This is a genomic window from Bilifractor sp. LCP21S3_A7, from assembly GCF_052118825.1.
GTDB lineage: Bacteria > Bacillota > Clostridia > Lachnospirales > Lachnospiraceae > Bilifractor.
The window spans coordinates 49,929-65,790 of the sequence record NZ_JBQKGL010000012.1; the positions used below are offsets into that span (position 1 = coordinate 49,929).

Annotated in this window: 19 protein-coding genes and 1 pseudogene; 2 read left to right on the forward strand and 18 right to left on the reverse strand. The window is 42.9% G+C overall.

The features are described 5' to 3' along the window. Positions 1 to 6 precede the first annotated feature (6 nt). The 6 genes and pseudogenes from ACTQ1O_RS11315 to ACTQ1O_RS11340 all read right to left on the reverse strand — a co-directional run bounded on the left by ACTQ1O_RS11315 (position 7) and on the right by ACTQ1O_RS11340 (position 4,457). A complete protein-coding gene (locus ACTQ1O_RS11315) occupies positions 7 to 549 on the reverse strand; it encodes a hypothetical protein (RefSeq protein WP_441487340.1) in 543 nt (180 codons plus the stop codon). 52 nt (positions 550 to 601) lie between these two features. After that, complete coding sequence (locus tag ACTQ1O_RS11320) at positions 602 to 1,030, reverse strand: helix-turn-helix domain-containing protein (protein WP_441487341.1); 429 nt, start codon at positions 1,028 to 1,030, stop codon at positions 602 to 604. After that, on the reverse strand, positions 1,020 to 2,108 hold the full coding sequence (locus ACTQ1O_RS11325; protein ID WP_441487342.1) for an acyltransferase family protein: 1,089 nt from the start codon (positions 2,106 to 2,108) through the stop codon (positions 1,020 to 1,022). Before ACTQ1O_RS11325 ends, ACTQ1O_RS11320 begins: the two co-directional genes overlap by 11 nt. A 487-nt stretch (positions 2,109 to 2,595) precedes the next feature. Next, on the reverse strand, positions 2,596 to 3,474 hold the full coding sequence (locus ACTQ1O_RS11330) for an aldo/keto reductase (protein ID WP_441487343.1): 879 nt from the start codon (positions 3,472 to 3,474) through the stop codon (positions 2,596 to 2,598). A 38-nt stretch (positions 3,475 to 3,512) separates the two neighbouring features. Then, positions 3,513 to 3,704, reverse strand: a pseudogene (locus ACTQ1O_RS11335) (DapH/DapD/GlmU-related protein); the annotation flags it as partial. A 231-nt stretch (positions 3,705 to 3,935) separates the two neighbouring features. Further along, positions 3,936 to 4,457, reverse strand: coding sequence for a flavodoxin (locus ACTQ1O_RS11340; protein ID WP_441487344.1), 522 nt, complete (start codon positions 4,455 to 4,457; stop codon positions 3,936 to 3,938). Positions 4,458 to 4,606: 149 nt separating this feature from the next. On the opposite strand from ACTQ1O_RS11340, the gene ACTQ1O_RS11345 reads away from it, so the two are divergent. Next, positions 4,607 to 5,494 (forward strand): LysR family transcriptional regulator, encoded by an 888-nt coding sequence (locus ACTQ1O_RS11345; protein ID WP_441487345.1) that lies wholly within the window; start codon positions 4,607 to 4,609, stop codon positions 5,492 to 5,494. Between the two features lie 38 nt (positions 5,495 to 5,532). Here the strand turns inward: ACTQ1O_RS11345 and ACTQ1O_RS11350 are convergent, their stop codons facing one another. The 6 genes from ACTQ1O_RS11350 to ACTQ1O_RS11375 form a co-directional block, all read right to left on the reverse strand. After that, on the reverse strand, positions 5,533 to 6,291 hold the full coding sequence (locus tag ACTQ1O_RS11350; protein ID WP_441487346.1) for a carboxymuconolactone decarboxylase family protein: 759 nt from the start codon (positions 6,289 to 6,291) through the stop codon (positions 5,533 to 5,535). A gap of 12 nt (positions 6,292 to 6,303) precedes the next feature. Next, a complete protein-coding gene (locus tag ACTQ1O_RS11355; RefSeq protein ID WP_441487347.1) occupies positions 6,304 to 7,350 on the reverse strand; it encodes an aldo/keto reductase in 1,047 nt (348 codons plus the stop codon). 272 nt (positions 7,351 to 7,622) lie between these two features. After that, positions 7,623 to 8,246 (reverse strand): TetR family transcriptional regulator, encoded by a 624-nt coding sequence (locus tag ACTQ1O_RS11360; RefSeq protein ID WP_441487348.1) that lies wholly within the window; start codon positions 8,244 to 8,246, stop codon positions 7,623 to 7,625. Between the two features lie 233 nt (positions 8,247 to 8,479). After that, positions 8,480 to 9,115, reverse strand: coding sequence for a phosphatase PAP2 family protein (locus tag ACTQ1O_RS11365; protein ID WP_441487349.1), 636 nt, complete (start codon positions 9,113 to 9,115; stop codon positions 8,480 to 8,482). Between the two features lie 168 nt (positions 9,116 to 9,283). Next, entirely contained in the window at positions 9,284 to 9,937 is a 654-nt protein-coding gene (locus tag ACTQ1O_RS11370) for an MBL fold metallo-hydrolase (RefSeq protein WP_441487350.1), read from the reverse strand. Positions 9,938 to 9,941: 4 nt separating this feature from the next. Next, on the reverse strand, positions 9,942 to 10,640 hold the full coding sequence (locus ACTQ1O_RS11375) for a DsbA family oxidoreductase (protein WP_441487351.1): 699 nt from the start codon (positions 10,638 to 10,640) through the stop codon (positions 9,942 to 9,944). 94 nt (positions 10,641 to 10,734) lie between these two features. Between ACTQ1O_RS11375 and ACTQ1O_RS11380 the strand changes: the two genes are divergently transcribed. After that, positions 10,735 to 11,370: a TetR/AcrR family transcriptional regulator gene (locus ACTQ1O_RS11380; RefSeq protein ID WP_441487352.1), complete on the forward strand. Its 636-nt coding sequence runs from the start codon at positions 10,735 to 10,737 to the stop codon at positions 11,368 to 11,370. A gap of 41 nt (positions 11,371 to 11,411) precedes the next feature. On the opposite strand, the gene ACTQ1O_RS11385 is transcribed toward ACTQ1O_RS11380, so the two are convergent. From ACTQ1O_RS11385 to ACTQ1O_RS11410, 6 genes are all read right to left on the reverse strand, one after another. Beyond that, entirely contained in the window at positions 11,412 to 11,624 is a 213-nt protein-coding gene (locus tag ACTQ1O_RS11385) for a hypothetical protein (protein WP_441487353.1), read from the reverse strand. A 213-nt stretch (positions 11,625 to 11,837) separates the two neighbouring features. Then, positions 11,838 to 12,518 carry a DsbA family protein gene (locus tag ACTQ1O_RS11390; protein WP_441487354.1) on the reverse strand — a complete coding sequence of 227 codons (681 nt, stop codon included), beginning with the start codon at positions 12,516 to 12,518 and terminating at the stop codon, positions 11,838 to 11,840. 31 nt (positions 12,519 to 12,549) lie between these two features. Further along, complete coding sequence (locus ACTQ1O_RS11395; protein ID WP_441487355.1) at positions 12,550 to 13,428, reverse strand: radical SAM protein; 879 nt, start codon at positions 13,426 to 13,428, stop codon at positions 12,550 to 12,552. A gap of 102 nt (positions 13,429 to 13,530) precedes the next feature. Then, the gene (locus ACTQ1O_RS11400; protein ID WP_044919614.1) at positions 13,531 to 13,845 is read right to left on the reverse strand and encodes an ArsR/SmtB family transcription factor; all 315 of its coding nucleotides are present in this window, start codon (positions 13,843 to 13,845) and stop codon (positions 13,531 to 13,533) included. Positions 13,846 to 14,453: 608 nt separating this feature from the next. Then, a complete protein-coding gene (locus tag ACTQ1O_RS11405) occupies positions 14,454 to 15,401 on the reverse strand; it encodes a teneurin-3 (RefSeq protein ID WP_441487356.1) in 948 nt (315 codons plus the stop codon). Positions 15,402 to 15,405: 4 nt separating this feature from the next. After that, positions 15,406 to 15,831 carry an SMI1/KNR4 family protein gene (locus tag ACTQ1O_RS11410; RefSeq protein WP_441487357.1) on the reverse strand — a complete coding sequence of 142 codons (426 nt, stop codon included), beginning with the start codon at positions 15,829 to 15,831 and terminating at the stop codon, positions 15,406 to 15,408. Positions 15,832 to 15,862 lie beyond the last annotated feature (31 nt).

Genomic DNA, 15,862 nt, shown 5'->3' on the forward strand with positions numbered 1-15,862 from the left:
CTCCTACTATTTCAGTTCTTCACTCAGCGAATGCGGAACTCCGCGTGGACCGCGAATTGCAAAAATGCCATATTCACCTTTAAGTCTATCGAATGTGAATTTGTCCAGCTTATACCGTTTCAGCAGCCGTATCTTCATGAGCGCCGTAATTGTCAGGCTTCCGTCCCGGTAATCATAGGGAATATCTGTTTTAGTAACCTTGCACTTATACAGTATAGCAGAGACAGGAGCAGCTGCATACACATATACGGTATCGCCTGTCCGGATACCGTTTCCCTGCTTCCAGTCAATTTCCTTTGCATCCTCAAAGGCATGTGCGATATCATAATACTTCGGATTCGCAGAGATGATCCATTCCTTCGGCGGCCGGAGCTTCTGCTTTTTCTGCTTCGATGCTGTCACGACATAGCTTTCATCGATCCATTTGCAAATATCCTCAAAAGGAACAGTGCCATCCAGGAGAATGCATATCCAGTTCCCGCGGCTGATATGATCAGAGGACTTCCCGATTCCTTCGAATGGTATAAAAGTCGCCTCTTTTCCTGCCAAAAAAGGAACCGGTCTCCCGATTCCTCTTAGGTTGATATTTCCCTGTCATTTATTACTCTACATATTTTCCATTTCTAACAGCATCAGCAAAGGCTAAGAAACTTTCTGATTTCATGATAGCAAGACCTTGTCTTTCATCACCAAGTACCACAAGCTGATCTCCGGGTGAAATCTCAAATATCTTTCTTGCCTTGGCAGGGATTACAATCTGACCTTTATCACCTACAGTTACCATTCCGAAAAGATGTTTCCCTTTTGGCGGAAGTGCCATACCCATGCTGTCCTCCGATTCATAATTAGCAAGATCATCAAGCGACACTTCAAATATTTCCGCAAGAATTTTACACTTATCTAAGTCAGGAACAGTTTCTCCGGTTTCCCACTTTGCTACAGATTGACGAGAAACACCGATTTTCTCAGCAATATCTTCCTGTGTCATTTTTTTCATTTTTCTAAGAGTTACCAGATTGTCATGAAACATCGTTTTTTCTCTCTTTCTTTATTCCGAGTACTGCCCATCTGAAGAAAGGAATCCTTGATATCACGGCATTCAAAGCATATGCTGCCACAAATCCGGCAATCAGGCTGATGGTATAAACTATTGTTGCCGGAAGATTCCCGGGTTTTCCCAGAAGCAAAGCAACTGTTGATATCCCAAGATAATGGAATACATATAGCCCGAAATTATTTTTGCTCATCCATGCCGTAAAAGCATTTTGCTTATCAGCATACTTTGATGCACCGCTAAGAATCGCCATGCTCATAAGCCATCCAAATCCTGCAAATAGCACTGATTTGTTAATAGGAGCATCCGCATAGTTTTTACCAAAGTACACGGCACAGAATGAAATTCCCACACCTGCGGCAAGTACAAACAGCAATACGAAATACTTCTTCAGCGTCTCGATTACTTCATCATGTGAGAACACAAAATATCCAAGCATGTATGCAACACCGTAATATCCGAACCTATATACCACAACAACCGGAGTATTAAAAATCTGCGCCGCTCCCCATATTACTACAGTCATCAAAAGTATTGCTATGATGTTAGCCTTTCCTCCCAGTTCCCACAGTCTATCCTTCTCGATTTTTCTAACGAGCAAAAGCACCATCGAAAACAGCCATAACAGCTGTATGTACCAAAGAACTCCGGTTCCGCTTAACGCCATGATAAAATACTTGATTACACCAGGTACTTCCTGCATAGAATTGAAAGCGTCGCTAATTGACATACTGACATATCCCTGGATGAACTGAAATACAAATAATCCTATAGTAGAAGGAATCAACAGTTTTCTTGCCCTGCTTTTTGCAAATTCCTTTGCGGTATGATTATCCAAATAATATCTGGAGCATATTCCTGATATAAGGAACAGCAGAAGCATAAACCACGGATAAACTGCATACAGGAAAATGTCATAATACTGTACATCAAGAGCAGTAATCTTTCCTAAGCCACCAAGAATATCTTCGCCATTATACATGTAAAGCACATGATAAATGACAACCAGAACTACGGTTACCCATCTGATATTGTCTAAGTAGTATTTTCTCATAAATACCTCACCTTTGCAATTATTTTTAACATTATCGTAATTGTAAGGCAAAGAAATGTCCACTAACCAAACCGAACATTTACATAGGTGAAATGTTATATTTGGTTGCTAATCTAAAACTCCTACAACACAAAACTCACCTCCCACAAGCTCCCATAGCTTGTATCGCTGACCAGCGCCCTTTAAGGCAGTCTGTAGTTTGGTGGTATCGCCGCCGATCTCAACGGTGATACCCTGGATTCTGCCAGCCATTCGCTCGCCCCCTTCCTGATTTTGGGTAAAAGAAAAGAGCCGATCATCTCTCGACTCTTTAAAACAATTTATATTTATGTTTTATGCTCTCAACATGCTCCATATGCATTCCAGCAATGTCAGAGCCAGAATGATATTGATAATCCGGTAATGCTTTACATAGAATTTCTGTATCAGTAATGTCGGTCGAGACGAGACAAAACGAGTCAAAACGAGACAATGTCGGTCACATACTTTATTTTTCAAAATCCGGTTTCCAACCAGCAAACTGAATAAGCTGTTCATCTGTTCTATGATAATATCTCTCGTTCTTATCAAGCTTGGCGATTTCTGCCATTTCTTCATCTGTAAGCTTAAAATCGAGAATGTCTAGATTATCCTTGATGTGATCCACATTTTTACTTCCCGGAATAACAACAAATCCCTTCTGAGTGTGCCAGCGAAGTATAATCTGTGCTGATGACTTGCCATATTTCTTACCAAGCCCAGCAAATACAGGCTCGTCAATAAGAGACTTGTCACCATGTCCAAGTGGATACCAGCTCATAAGCTTAATATCATATTTGTCCAAAGTCTTACGAAGCTCTGTCTGCGTAAAATATGGATGTGCTTCTACCTGAATAAACTGAGGTACAATTTCCCATTTAGTCTCAAGCTTTTCGATATACTTTCCTTCGAAATTTGAGATGCCAATAGCCTTAGCCTTACCCTCTTTGTATGCTTTTTCAAGCTGTCTATAACCTGCAAGCCAATTTCCAGCAGGCTGATGGATATAAAGAAGATCCACATAGTCAACACCAAGGCGCTCTAATGTTTCATCTACGGCATTTTCATTTTCATATTCTGAAGGCCAAAGCTTTGTAGACAAAAATACATCTTTTCTATCTGCTCCACTTTTCTTAATTCCTCGACCTACAGCCCGCTCATTTACATAAGCATTTGCTGTATCTACAAGTCGATATCCCATTTTAAGCGCTTCTCTCACGCTATTTTCTGCATCTGCAGGTGATAGCATAAATGTTCCAATTCCCACTACTGGGCATTTTAGTTTATTGTTTAAGATTATATTTTCCATGATATAAAAGTCCCCCTTCTTTAATTTTTTCTTCTTCATCCATAGCTTTATTCCCTCTGCTCGACTGGATCAAGCATCTTAATTACCTTTGCAGGTACTCCACCTACAACTGCATATGCTGGTACGTCTTTTGTAACAACTGCACCAGCACCAACTACTGCATATTCGCCAATTGTTACTCCCGGACAAATAGTTACATTCATCCCTATCCAGGCATTTTTCTTTATAGTAACTTTTCCATATGTATACTTTGTATGACGTTCATTCATGTCATGATTAATTGTTGCAATTCTAAGACCAGGCGCAGCCATTACACCATCCTCAAATTCAATTCCTCCGGATGCCGAAAGAATAGCTGAGTGATTGATAAAAACGCCCTTTCCAAATTGAACTGTATTTCCAAAGTCACAGATAAAAGGCGTTAAGATGTGAACATCCTCCAGCTTCCTTCCGAAGAGTTCCTCGAGAAATCCACTAATCTTTCCTCCATTTCTATTCCTTTACATCAACCCGTTAGCGGAAAACCACTTCGCTACAGCTGTTTTCGCATTTGCAGCCTGACTTCCGGTAATTGCAAGTCCATTTTTTACATCTGCGCCCTTAGCATACATTTTTACATCACGTTCACTAGAACCCATTCCACTTCCTTCATTGGTACAAAGCGGAAGTACGGTCTTTCCTGTAAAATCATATCTTCCAAGAAATGTTGCAACTGCCATTGGAAATGTTCCCCAATAATTTGGATAAGCAAGCACAATGGTGTCGTACTCATCAATACTGTCAAAGTAATTTGTAAGCTCTGGACGAGCATTTTCTCTGAAATCTTTCTTTGCTTCATCAATGCAGGTCATGTACACCGGAGAATAAGGATTTAACATCTCAATCTTGAATGTATCTGCATCTATCAGTTCTTTCATCTGGTTAACAACAATTTCTGTGTTGCCGACCTTTACATATCTCATTGCTCCACCAAAATAGTTTTCATCCGCTCTTGAGAAGAAAGCGATTAATGTTTTTGCCATTTGAATTTCCTCCATCTAAATTTTCTATAGATAACTGCTTGTACCAATTGGTTTTGTCTTTTGTTGTTTACATTATCTCACATAAGTTTTATAATATCCAATAGAAACATTGGATAGTTGATTTAATTTTTAAATATCATAGGAGTGTTATGACAACAAAACAGATAGATTATTGTATAGAACTGTCTCGTACAGAGAGCTTTTCCAGAGGTGCCCAGAATATGTTTGTAAGCCAGCCTACTTTTTCCTATCAGATAAAACTTCTTGAAGAGGAAGTTGGATTTGAGATTTTTGTTAGAAATGGAAAAGGGGCTACTCTTACTCCTGCCGGTCAGCAGTTTGTAACCTACCTTTCAAATATGCGCGAAGAGATGAAAAGAGCCATCGAACAGGGCCAGAACTTCAGTGCAAAATACAAAGAAAACATCACTATAAGTATGTCAGTACGGCAGGCTCTCTATTTTCTTCCAGAAGCAATTAAGGAATTTGAAAAGGAATCCCAAGGAACTCAGATTACACCACGTTTTCAGTACGGTAACAGTATGGATAGCTTTCTAAAAAATGAATCTGATGTTGTATTTGCGCTGGAAGAACAGACAAAACAGCTTGCAGGCACTTCCGTCCACAAGCTGTTTCAAAGCCATATTTATTTAATTTGTGATAAGAATGATCCTCTTGCGACTAAAAATCTTATTACAGATGAAGACATTTATGGTCACACTCTTATGGTAGGTGGTGGCTCACCGGCACTTCTCCGCTCCGTTCAGCAAAAGCTTATTTCATCAGGTAAAATTGAATATTTTAATAGTCCAGATCATGACACCACACTTACTAACGTTGCTTCAGGCAAAGGAATCTGTCTGGCTCCCGGCTTTCTTAATGACCACAGCGGACAGTTTGCTTGGATTCCTTATGACTGCAATGATACCTTTTCATGTGTTCTCTGCACTCATAAATCAGATCAACGTCATAGCCTTGAAGCTTTTATTAAAGTGTTGCAGAAGCTGTACAGCGAAACTGTTGCATTTCCACTGTAAGAAATTTTTTAAATCCTATATCTTGGTTTTCCTCCTGTTTATGATAATTTGTTATATTCTTCATCTAAAACCGCTTCCAGCCATTCGTTGCTTGTTTCCTCGCCTGCGACTTCGATTGCAAGATGTGAGAACCAGGAATCCGGCGCTGCGCCGTGCCAGTGTTTCACTTCCGCCGGAATATTGATAACCGTTCCCGGCGTCATCTCTATCGGCTCCTTGCCCCATTCCTGATAGTATCCCCTGCCGCCGACACAAATCAGCATCTGTCCGCCACCGTTCTTTGCATGATGGATATGCCAGTTGTTGCGGCATCCCGGCTCAAAGGTCACGTTGAATACAGGAACCTGCTCGGTGGAGACCGGTGCCAGATAGCTCTGACCGATAAAATACTGCGCATAGGCATCGTTCGGGGCACCGATCGGGAAGAAGATGGTGTTCTGGTATCTGTCCTTATCCGTCAGTACCGGAGCTTCTTCATTCCAGACTTCCTTTGCAAGACGGAAAACCGCCCAGCCCTTCGGCCATCCCACATACATGGTGGCGTGGGTAATGATGGCGGCGATCTCTTCCTTCGTTACTCCATGCGTCTTCGCATTCTGCAGGTGATATTTCAGCGAGGAATCCGTGATTCCTGAAGCCATCAGGGAAACAACGGTGATGATGCACTTTGTCTTTACATCGATTACTTCCTCGTTCCATACTTCACCGAAGAGCACGTCATCATTAAGATGCGCGAACATCGGAGCAAATTCTCCCAGCTGGTTTCTTCCTGCAGTCTGTACGATCTTTTCAGCCATTTTACGTATTCCTCACTTTCCGATCTTCTGATCACCCGTGGACCAGACATGTTTTTCTTTTGCGGCGGCCGGTTTGTTCTGAGCCATAACGCCGGCCAGCGGATGCGGTACATAAGGCTCTTCCAGATACAGGATCTCTTCTGGTGTCAGTGAAAGATCCAATGCCTTTACCGCGCCTTCGATATGATGAAGCTTTGTCGCTCCGACCACTGGGGCGGTCACCTTTGTGAGCAGCCACGCCAGTGACACTTCCGTCATGGTCACGCCGTGTTTATCTGCCAGTTCAGCGACTCGGGAGATGATCACATTATCCTGCGCAGCCGTTGCGTTATATTTAAATTTTGCGTAAGCATCCTCCGCGGCGCGTTTTGTGCCACCTTCACCCGGTTTTCTGGAGAGCCTGCCGCTTGCCAATGCACTGTAAGGGGTCAGTGCGATATTCTCTTCATTACAGTAGGGAACCATTTCCCGCTCTTCCTCCCGGAAGATCAGGTTGTAATGTCCCTGGATGGAGACGAACTTCGCAAAGCCTTCCTTTTCCGCCAGGGCATTTGCCTTGGCGATCTGCCAGGCAAAACAATTGGAGATGCCGATATATCTGGCTTTCCCCGCCTTCACGATGCGGTTCAGACCGTCCATGATGTCTTCAATCGGTGTCTGCCAGTCCCACATGTGATAGATATAGAGGTCCACATAGTCCATTCCAAGATTCTGCAGGCTTGTGTTGATCATGTTTTCAATGTGCTGCTGACCACTGACGCCGTTTTCGATTTCTTCCTGTGTTCTTGGAAGAAACTTGGTAGCGACAACTACATCTTCACGCTTAGCAAAGTCCTGCAGGGCACGTCCTGTGTACTGCTCACTGGTGCCGCTCTGATAAGCAATAGCTGTGTCATAAAAGTTAACACCCAGCTCCAGCCCGCGTTTTATGATTTCTCTGGTATGCTCCTCGTCGATGGTCCAGCTGTGCTGGCCCCGTCCGGAATCACCGAATCCCATGCAGCCCATGCAGATCCGGGATACGTTTAAGTCACTGTTTCCAAGTCTTGTATATTTCATACATTTGCTTCCCCTTTCAGCGGTTTACGTAATTGGTCAGGTAAAGCCAGGCCTGAAGACTCCGTTTCGTATTCTTACAGAACTTCGTCAAGCCAGCGGCGGATCTCCGCCTCATTTGCCCGATTGATCTGTCTGCCCTTTTCCCACTTCACCTCGCCGCTGACATCCTTATGAAGGGCCGTGCCGCTTCTTCTGCAATTTCTTCTGCCGTCAGGGTGACATTTGCCGCCTTGACCGCATCCAGCACCTGATTTGTTTCTCGTCAGCCGTCTTTAAGCACCGAGCAGTCGGGTCAGGCAGCTGTAGATGAGTTCATAAGCGCTTTGATATACGTAGCTAATCCCCGCCTCCTTCATGGCGGCCCTTTGTTTTTCCGTAACCTCTGTATATGGATAAATGCCAAACATGAAAGGGAAGAAGATGTAGATGAAATTCTGAATATCCGAGACAGTCATCTCCGGGCAGAACTTCTGTAACACCATGGATATCAGCTGCATGGAACGGCCATAAGAATGCTTAAAAGCCGTCAGCAGCTCCTGCCGGCTGTTGGCTTCCATATCAAAGTTATTCATGGAAAGAAGCTTTAAAAGCTGCTGCCGTCCCGCCAGAGAATGGGAGATGAGTTCTGCAAGCTCCTTTTTCGTCAAATGCTCATTTTCATTCAGTATGTTGGTCAGATCTTCGTTCCAGCGATCGTATTCCCTCTGAAAGAGCGCCAGAAAGATCTCTTCCTTTGTCTGAAAATAGTTGTAAATAGAAGTTCTTGTAAAAGAAGTCACATTCCCGATCTCTTTAAGTGTGATCTCTTTAAAGCTCATCGTCTGATACAGCTGTTCACAGGCATTAATGATCTCTTCTTTTCTGGCAGCTGTTAATTCCGGTGATCCCTTTGGCATGACATTTCCTCCGTTTTTATTCTGACTCCGTGTCAACATATATAATACATCTATTCTGACATCGTGTCAATACTCAATTTCAAATTCAGATCAATCTGTTCCAGCAGATTTTTGGCTGATAGCGCAAACGGATCCGCTCCGACAAGATATACCCGCTGGACCCTTTCACAGTATCTTCCATAGCTTTCCTTTGTACCTTATGACCGGCGATTATTTTTTCTCTCACAGACAAATTAGTATTTTCTTGTATTCGCCTTCACCGCTTCAAGGAAGGCATTGCTGACCGGATACAAATGACCACCTCCCTCCGAACATGAAAAGAGAGCCGCTGTTACACGACTCTTGGATATTAATAGTGCTTGTGTTATGATTTGTTTCACCCTAATGCCAGAAAATCTACGCTGAATTTGCTCGACCAAGGCAGGCATTACACTTAATACGAACAAGGTAGTTGAGGATGGATAAGAAGCCTCCATCCTTCCTTCTATTAAAATCGGTCTATAATTGATTGGGATAATTTCAAAAATCGCATATGCCAAGAACACGATGACAAAATACGCCCCCAAAGTCATGATATCTGCATCCACCCTGAAAAGGCTTCTTCTTTCGATCAACTGTACCAGTCCAATCCCTGCGAAAATAAGGCATATTACAACAGGCACCAGCCCCATCCAATCGGTAATCGTATAAATTGCCATGTTTACCCTTGTAAAATGGTGAAACCAGCAATTGAATGTCGCAAATCCAATACTTGTTCCGTTTTGACCAAGCGGCTGCACATCCACTGTCAGAATCAAAACTGTCCATACTGCAAACATTGCAAGGGATATGCTTCCCATCAACAGACTCTTTTTTTCGCTCTTATTCATAATTTTACATCCTTTCTGTTTTGGCTTGTCTTTCCGACAACCCCATCTTGTCAAAAAGTGTAAAACTATGAAAGAAACGCTCTTTCACATGCGTGATACGATTCGTATCATTCCCGCAAATGCTTGTTGTGAGCTTCAATAAAAAGTCTCTGCTCACCTTTGTATTCACTAATCAGAGTTAGCTTCTTTACAATTTCCGGCGTTAATAGCTTTTTTTTCAATCCCTACTGTTGTCTGTTCTGAATGGCCAGAGCACAGGATTGTTTCATCCGGCAGAGTGAATATGTACTCTATGATACTCCGCTGAAGATCTTCCGGATTTCCGCCCGGATACTGGTAATTCCCGATACTTCCCTTAAAAATCGTATCTTCCACAAAGGCTACATGGTCAGTTTCAGAATAGAACATCACGGAATCAGTTGTATGTCCTGGTACATAAATTGTCTTCACATAGAAATCTGGATTTGCTTCTAAAGCTACCAAATCCCCGTCATCCAGATATTCCACGTTCCTCACAATGACTGCCGGCCCACAAAGTGCGGAAAGATTCTTCCTTGCATCAAGTAGATATTCATCCGACCTTCTATGGGCAAAAACCGGAATTCTGAGTGCCTCTCTGATCTTATTTACTGCTCCCGTATGATCAAAATGCCCGTGTGTGAGCAGTATCTTTTCAATCTTCCAGCCATTTTTCCTGACCATATCCAGTAATCCGTCCGCCTGAGCACCCGGATCAATGATAAAACCATGCTTTGTCTTATCATCAATATAGAAAAAACAGTTCTCTTCAAAATACCCTTTTACGGGAACCTCAGCAATCATAGCCTCACCCAATATGGCAGCCGTCCGGTCCGCAGCTCATTCCCTGTTCTGTAACTGCCCCAGCTGACTCTTCCATCACCTTCATTATCGTAGCTTTCATTCCATCAACACTCTGTGCTCCGGAAATGCCATACTGCCCAACCACAAAAAACGGAACAGCATGGATTCCATAGCGGGCAGCCTCACGCTCATCCAGAAGAACTTCATCCTTATACTTGTCGGACGAAAGAACTTCTTTTACTTCTTCTGCGTCAAGCCCTGCATCCTCTCCGATCTTCTGAAGCAGTTCTTTATCCGCCAGCTCTTTGTTATCTGTAAAATACGCCTTGAAAAGCGCCTCGATGATCATTTCCGCAAGTTCCGGATCATTCTTGCTGTGAGCCAGCTTTGTCAGCCGATGCGCATCCATCGTGTTTGTGAATAATGTCGTGGCATACCTAAAATCAAGTCCCTCTGCAATACCCATCTGCGAAATATGCTCTATAGTTTCTCCTGCCTCCTGCATGGAAATTCCATATTTATGTGCAAATCTTGTCTGTGTGTCTCCCGCAGCATGTTCCCCGGCAGATGGATCCAGCTGGAATGCCTTCATCTCAATCTCCACGTCCTTAAGTTCCGGAATATCAGCTATTGCCTTCTTCAGCCTCGCTTCCCCGATATAGCAGTATGGACACGCGTAATCTGACCAATATGTAATCTTCATGATTTAAAACTCCCTCCTTTAATAGAACTTGTTCTATTTATTTCTGATTGACAGTATATCGAACGTGTTCTATAATGTCAAGAGAAAATAAAACATGTTCTATAAAAAGGAGTTTCCCATGTCAAACCGCTCAGGCCGCCCTTCTAAGGGCAATGAACGAAGCAGCAGAAAGAAAATCATAGATACAGCCATTTCCATAATACGCGAAAACGGAGCCGATGCCCTGACAGTCAGAAATGTCTGTGATACTGCCGGGCTTTCCATCGGAACTTTTTATCACTATTTCCGTGACAAGGATGATCTGATGATGTATTTCCTAAAGGAAACATCTTTTGATTCCTTCAGACTAAAAACACCCTTATCAAATATTTCCGGCAGGATCTCAGAACTCTATATGCACCTTATCCATAAGTATATGGACCTCGGCCTCGATTTTATGAAGAGCTTCTATTCCACAGGAAACCGCTCCCTCTCCGCTTATATGGGAGAAGAAAACGGCTCATTTGCGGAAGGTTCCGTTATGGCCATAAGTGAAAAGGAAATGAGCAAAGCTTTAGATTGCGGCATAATCAAGCCCAGCTCCGACATCCATCTGCTTTGCATTGATATATGCACTATCGTTAAGGGCTGTGTTTTTGAATGGTGTCTCAATGATGGTAAGCCAGACATAGAGTCATCCCTTAATCGCATCCTGAGCAATTACATGAGCAATTATCTCGTGAACCAATAAAAATATATTATTTCGTCATACTCCCACCCAGAAACTGCACTTTAGAATTTTTCAAAGTGTGGTTTCCTAACACTTAAAACTCTTTCAGTGTGAAGGACACCTCCCAGCTTCGGCACCAGAGTCATAATGGTACCGACAGCAGAAATGACCTTGCCTACTATGATCAGCACCGGACCGATTGCAGCCGCCACCAGGGCAATCGTGACAATAACCTTCCTGGTACCTTCATCCATCGGATGATTCCACTCTGCCACTCAACACAAAAACACACCGCCGGAGCGGAGTGTCTGTCGCCTGATTTATGTTCAGTTATACCTCTATCTCGGTACCGTCCCGAAAGGTGAAAATCATCTCCTTCCGGCGGCCTACTGTGACGAAATCCACCATGCGGTTTTTAAACTCCGTCTTGCTGATCGTGTTTGGTTCAAATATTTTCGTCAGTTTTATAATGCCCTCCTTCAAATAGCTTATGAACAACCTGTACCGTCGATATTACAGGCAACGGGCGTATTGTATCCATCATCGAGGATCCCGCCCTTTTCCTTAATGATATTCAGATTTTCCTCTAAATCATTGAGGGTAATCGCACTTCCTTTTAAGTCATAATGCTTCCCATTTATTTCAAGAAACAGCGTCGGGAAGGATGTGACTCCTATTTTTCTTGCCTCATAAAAGTCCGGATGGTACTTGCCCTCTTCAGAAATACGGATGAACTCCTCTGCGATCTTGTCTGCAGGAAGATCATAGGATTTGGCGATTGATCTGATCGTCTCCACGTCAGAAAGTGATTTGCCATCCAAATAGAATGCTTCATGCATCTTTGACGCAAGATTAACATGTTCTCTTTTAGGTAAGAAGCTCCTGAGAACTCCAAATCCTATTGCGGCATCATTCGAGTCAGGAACCATACTTCCCGTCTCTAACAGGTTCAGATATGGCTTGCCGAATTCCACTCCAAACATATCCGCAATTCTTTTATTCGTATCACTCATATACGGAAATGCCGAAAGCGAATGACCGTCCAAAAATAATCCACCTGATAACGCCGTTACTTCCAATTCCGGATGTGCTTCAATAAACGGTTTAAGAATTGTTTCAAACCCATAGCACCATCCACAATAGCTTTCAAAAATATAATACACTTTCATCTAAATACCGCCTTTCTGATTTTTATCCTGGTCACAGGCTTCTCATGCTGTCTCTTCGCATCCGCAATCGCTCTTCTCCCTGTTCGTCTGCACCCTGTTTGAGCATCGCCAGTATCTTCTCTTTGTCCTCCGGAAGATGTCCATATACCGGCATCATGTTGGAGACATTCGTCGCATCCAGCAGAGTGTGGATATCAAGCGTCTTCACAAAGGTATACAGTTCCTGTATCTTCTCTGTCTCTGTAGCCTCTACGAACTCACCTCTTCTTACTTCCTCCATAAGTGGTGTGTCAGGGAAGATCGAGAGCCCGGAAGCCAGTACTCTGACGGGCGACAGGTAGTTTAACACTTCTGCTGTTTTGACGGCATGCCCCATACCATACTCATGACCCCCCAGCCCGTATAAGAAGATGACAGAATAATGCATTCCCGCCTCATCCATCTTGGAGAGCTGTTCCACTATATCACTGGCATGATAGCCCTTGTTCATCTTATCGAGGACAGCATCATCGCCCGACTCGATCCCGAATACGATCATGTCGTATCCCATCTCTTTCAACGACTTCAGCTCACATACAGACTTGTTCCTTACACTATCCACCCGCCCATATCCGCCGACGGAAACACCCCAGGGCAGGTATTCTTTTATCAGGTCCATGATTCTTTTAAGCCTGTCGTAGCTCAGCAGGAACGGATCTGCCCCCTGCAGAAAAATCCTCTTTACCTTCCATCCGGAATCCCGGATCTCCTGAAGATCCTCCCGTATCTCACTCTCCGGAGATACGGAAAAAGGTGCTTCCTTGTAAAAGGTGCAAAAGCGGCACTTATTATGCGAACAACCTGACGTTACCTGTAAAAAACAGGAACCAGCCTCATAAGGCGGTCTGACGATTCCACATGAAAAATGCATACGAATTCCTCCTCGTTTCTATATATCCTTATATCTCGCTTAGTCGATATGTAATGGTTTAAATTAAACGGGATCTTCATCCCGTCTAATCTATGGCACAACTTAAATTTCGTGACCGAAGTAGTCTGCCAGCGCAGCGAGGGTCTCTTCATTCCGTCTGTAATATGTCCACTTTCCGTGCCTTTCGGAAAGAAGCAAGCCTGCTTTTTGCAGCATATCCAGGTAATGAGATACGGTTGACTGTGATATCCCGGCTTTGTCGCGGATGCTTCCAACACACACACCGCCTTTCAGATCCACCACATCATCAAAATGTCCTCCCTGCGGCGGAAAGTTTTTCTCCGGTTCCTTCAACCACTCAATAATACTGAGCCGTGTTTCATTTGATAGTGCTTTAAAAATTTCAATCTTATCCATACGCTTATTATATCTATCTTTCGCGATATGTCAATGCTTATAGACAAAAAACGACTGATAGAGAAATATATTTACTCTATCAACCGCCACATCAAAGCCATACAATGCCATCGCTGATGAGATTTTCGAGTCTCAACCTACCCAATATCTAATCACGAGTCTCGACCCTATAAAACAGCTCATTCGATAAGTTCCCCCAGAGAGTTTTTTCTTAGTTGAACCATCCTTTTGCAAAAAGATCAGGTGTGCAAGAATGGATTAAACTAAGGCTTTTTCACACCCCAGTCCCTGACCCTTGACATCAATACTACCGTCTCGACATGCAACGAGACAGTAAGGAACATAATCACGTAGGTTCTTGCTGTCTGGGAATTGGTCAAGGTAGAACCATGCTGTTCGGAAATTTGTCAATGACTCAATACTAGCCTAGTTGTATCTAAATTCGAATCGCGCTTTATCAGTCTGCTTTGCTGTCTCTGATGTACATATATAAAACTGTAATCTATCAAAGCGTGTTGTTTCAAAAATACACCAATTTTCACTCTTGAGCGTTATCAGAAACAACTCAAAAGCCAAGGAAGTAAATCGAAAATGCCATTGTCTCAACTCTAATCATCATTATGTCTTCCACCACGCTTATATGGATTTACATGAACTGTCTTTCCATTCTGTTGACGATCATATCCCGACACATCATGTTCCCTTGGTGATGAGCGTTCATCAGGATAATCCCTTGACCCAGATAAATCACTGCAATCATCACCATCATCATTATCATCTGCTTGCCCACTGTAATCATCAACCAAATCTGAAGATGAAGAATCAGATTTGTTGCCTTCAGAAGATCCGCCTCCACCTGAGAATTTGCTTGCTACAGCCGCTACACCATTAACCAACACGACGTCTGCCACTACTTTTACTATTTCAATTAAAATAGGATGCCTTTCACTAAATTCTTTAGCAGCATCCACTGCACGGAGAACCTTATCTACAAAGCTTTCGTGTACCTCCGGTGTAGGTACCATAGTTTTGCTTTGTGATTTGGTTTCTAAGTGATGCGCTGCATCCTCCTGCCGCAAAGGCTTCACGCGCTCTCTAGACTCTGCCTCCGCTTTGGATGGTTCTTTTAAATTGTCGTTTTTATAATGACTGTTAATAACAGGACTGCACACCGGCTCACTAAGATAATTAGCTTCGCAAGGAATAGGTTTATTCTCTCCGAAATCCACGAACTCTTTAGTTTCCGGATGATAGTACCAATTGGTCGAATTTTTCCAACTACCTTTATGAGCTTCCAAATGTTCTTCTCTTGTAAGAAACTGTATATTATCGGGATCACCTTGATATTCAGGATATTCAGCAGCGCTCTTCATATGCTGACCTTCAAATGCTCGTCCATTTTCGTCGTAGGCTTTTCCTTTAACCGGATCAAGGATGTCCTTTTGTTGATCCTGCGACCAGTCCCGTGTTCCTTTGCCCTCAGCGACTAATTTCTGCTTTCTTTCCCAAGCAAGCCTTATTGCTTTATTTCTTTCCTTTATACTCGTTTTTGACATAGGCTTACTCTCCTATACCAAGCAAGTCATAAAGGTCATTCAAGAAGGCATATAAATCATCATAAATCAGCTCGTCATCGATACTTTCCGTTTCATGATCATATATCGATATTTTCGTGCCCGATTTTTCACATAAAACCGGATCACCTGAAGCCAAAGCACCAATAACAATATATTTTTCATCTGGCCTGTCGTTTTCATCTACATCGATTATTGGCTTATGTGCCACACCGTAAAACTGTACTCCAGCAGGAAGAAATAGTTCTCCTCCGTCAGAATACTGAAGCCACTCACAATATTGCTCCGGAAGTTTCACGTTGTTCTTTTTTTCAAAATCATCAATTTGTTTTTCTGATGCAGCCTCATTGAAATTCATTTTTCCTTGAGTTTTGAGCTTTTCTATTATTCTTTTAAGTTCATCAGGCACCATATCTATATCCCTCACATAGATTTAATAATGC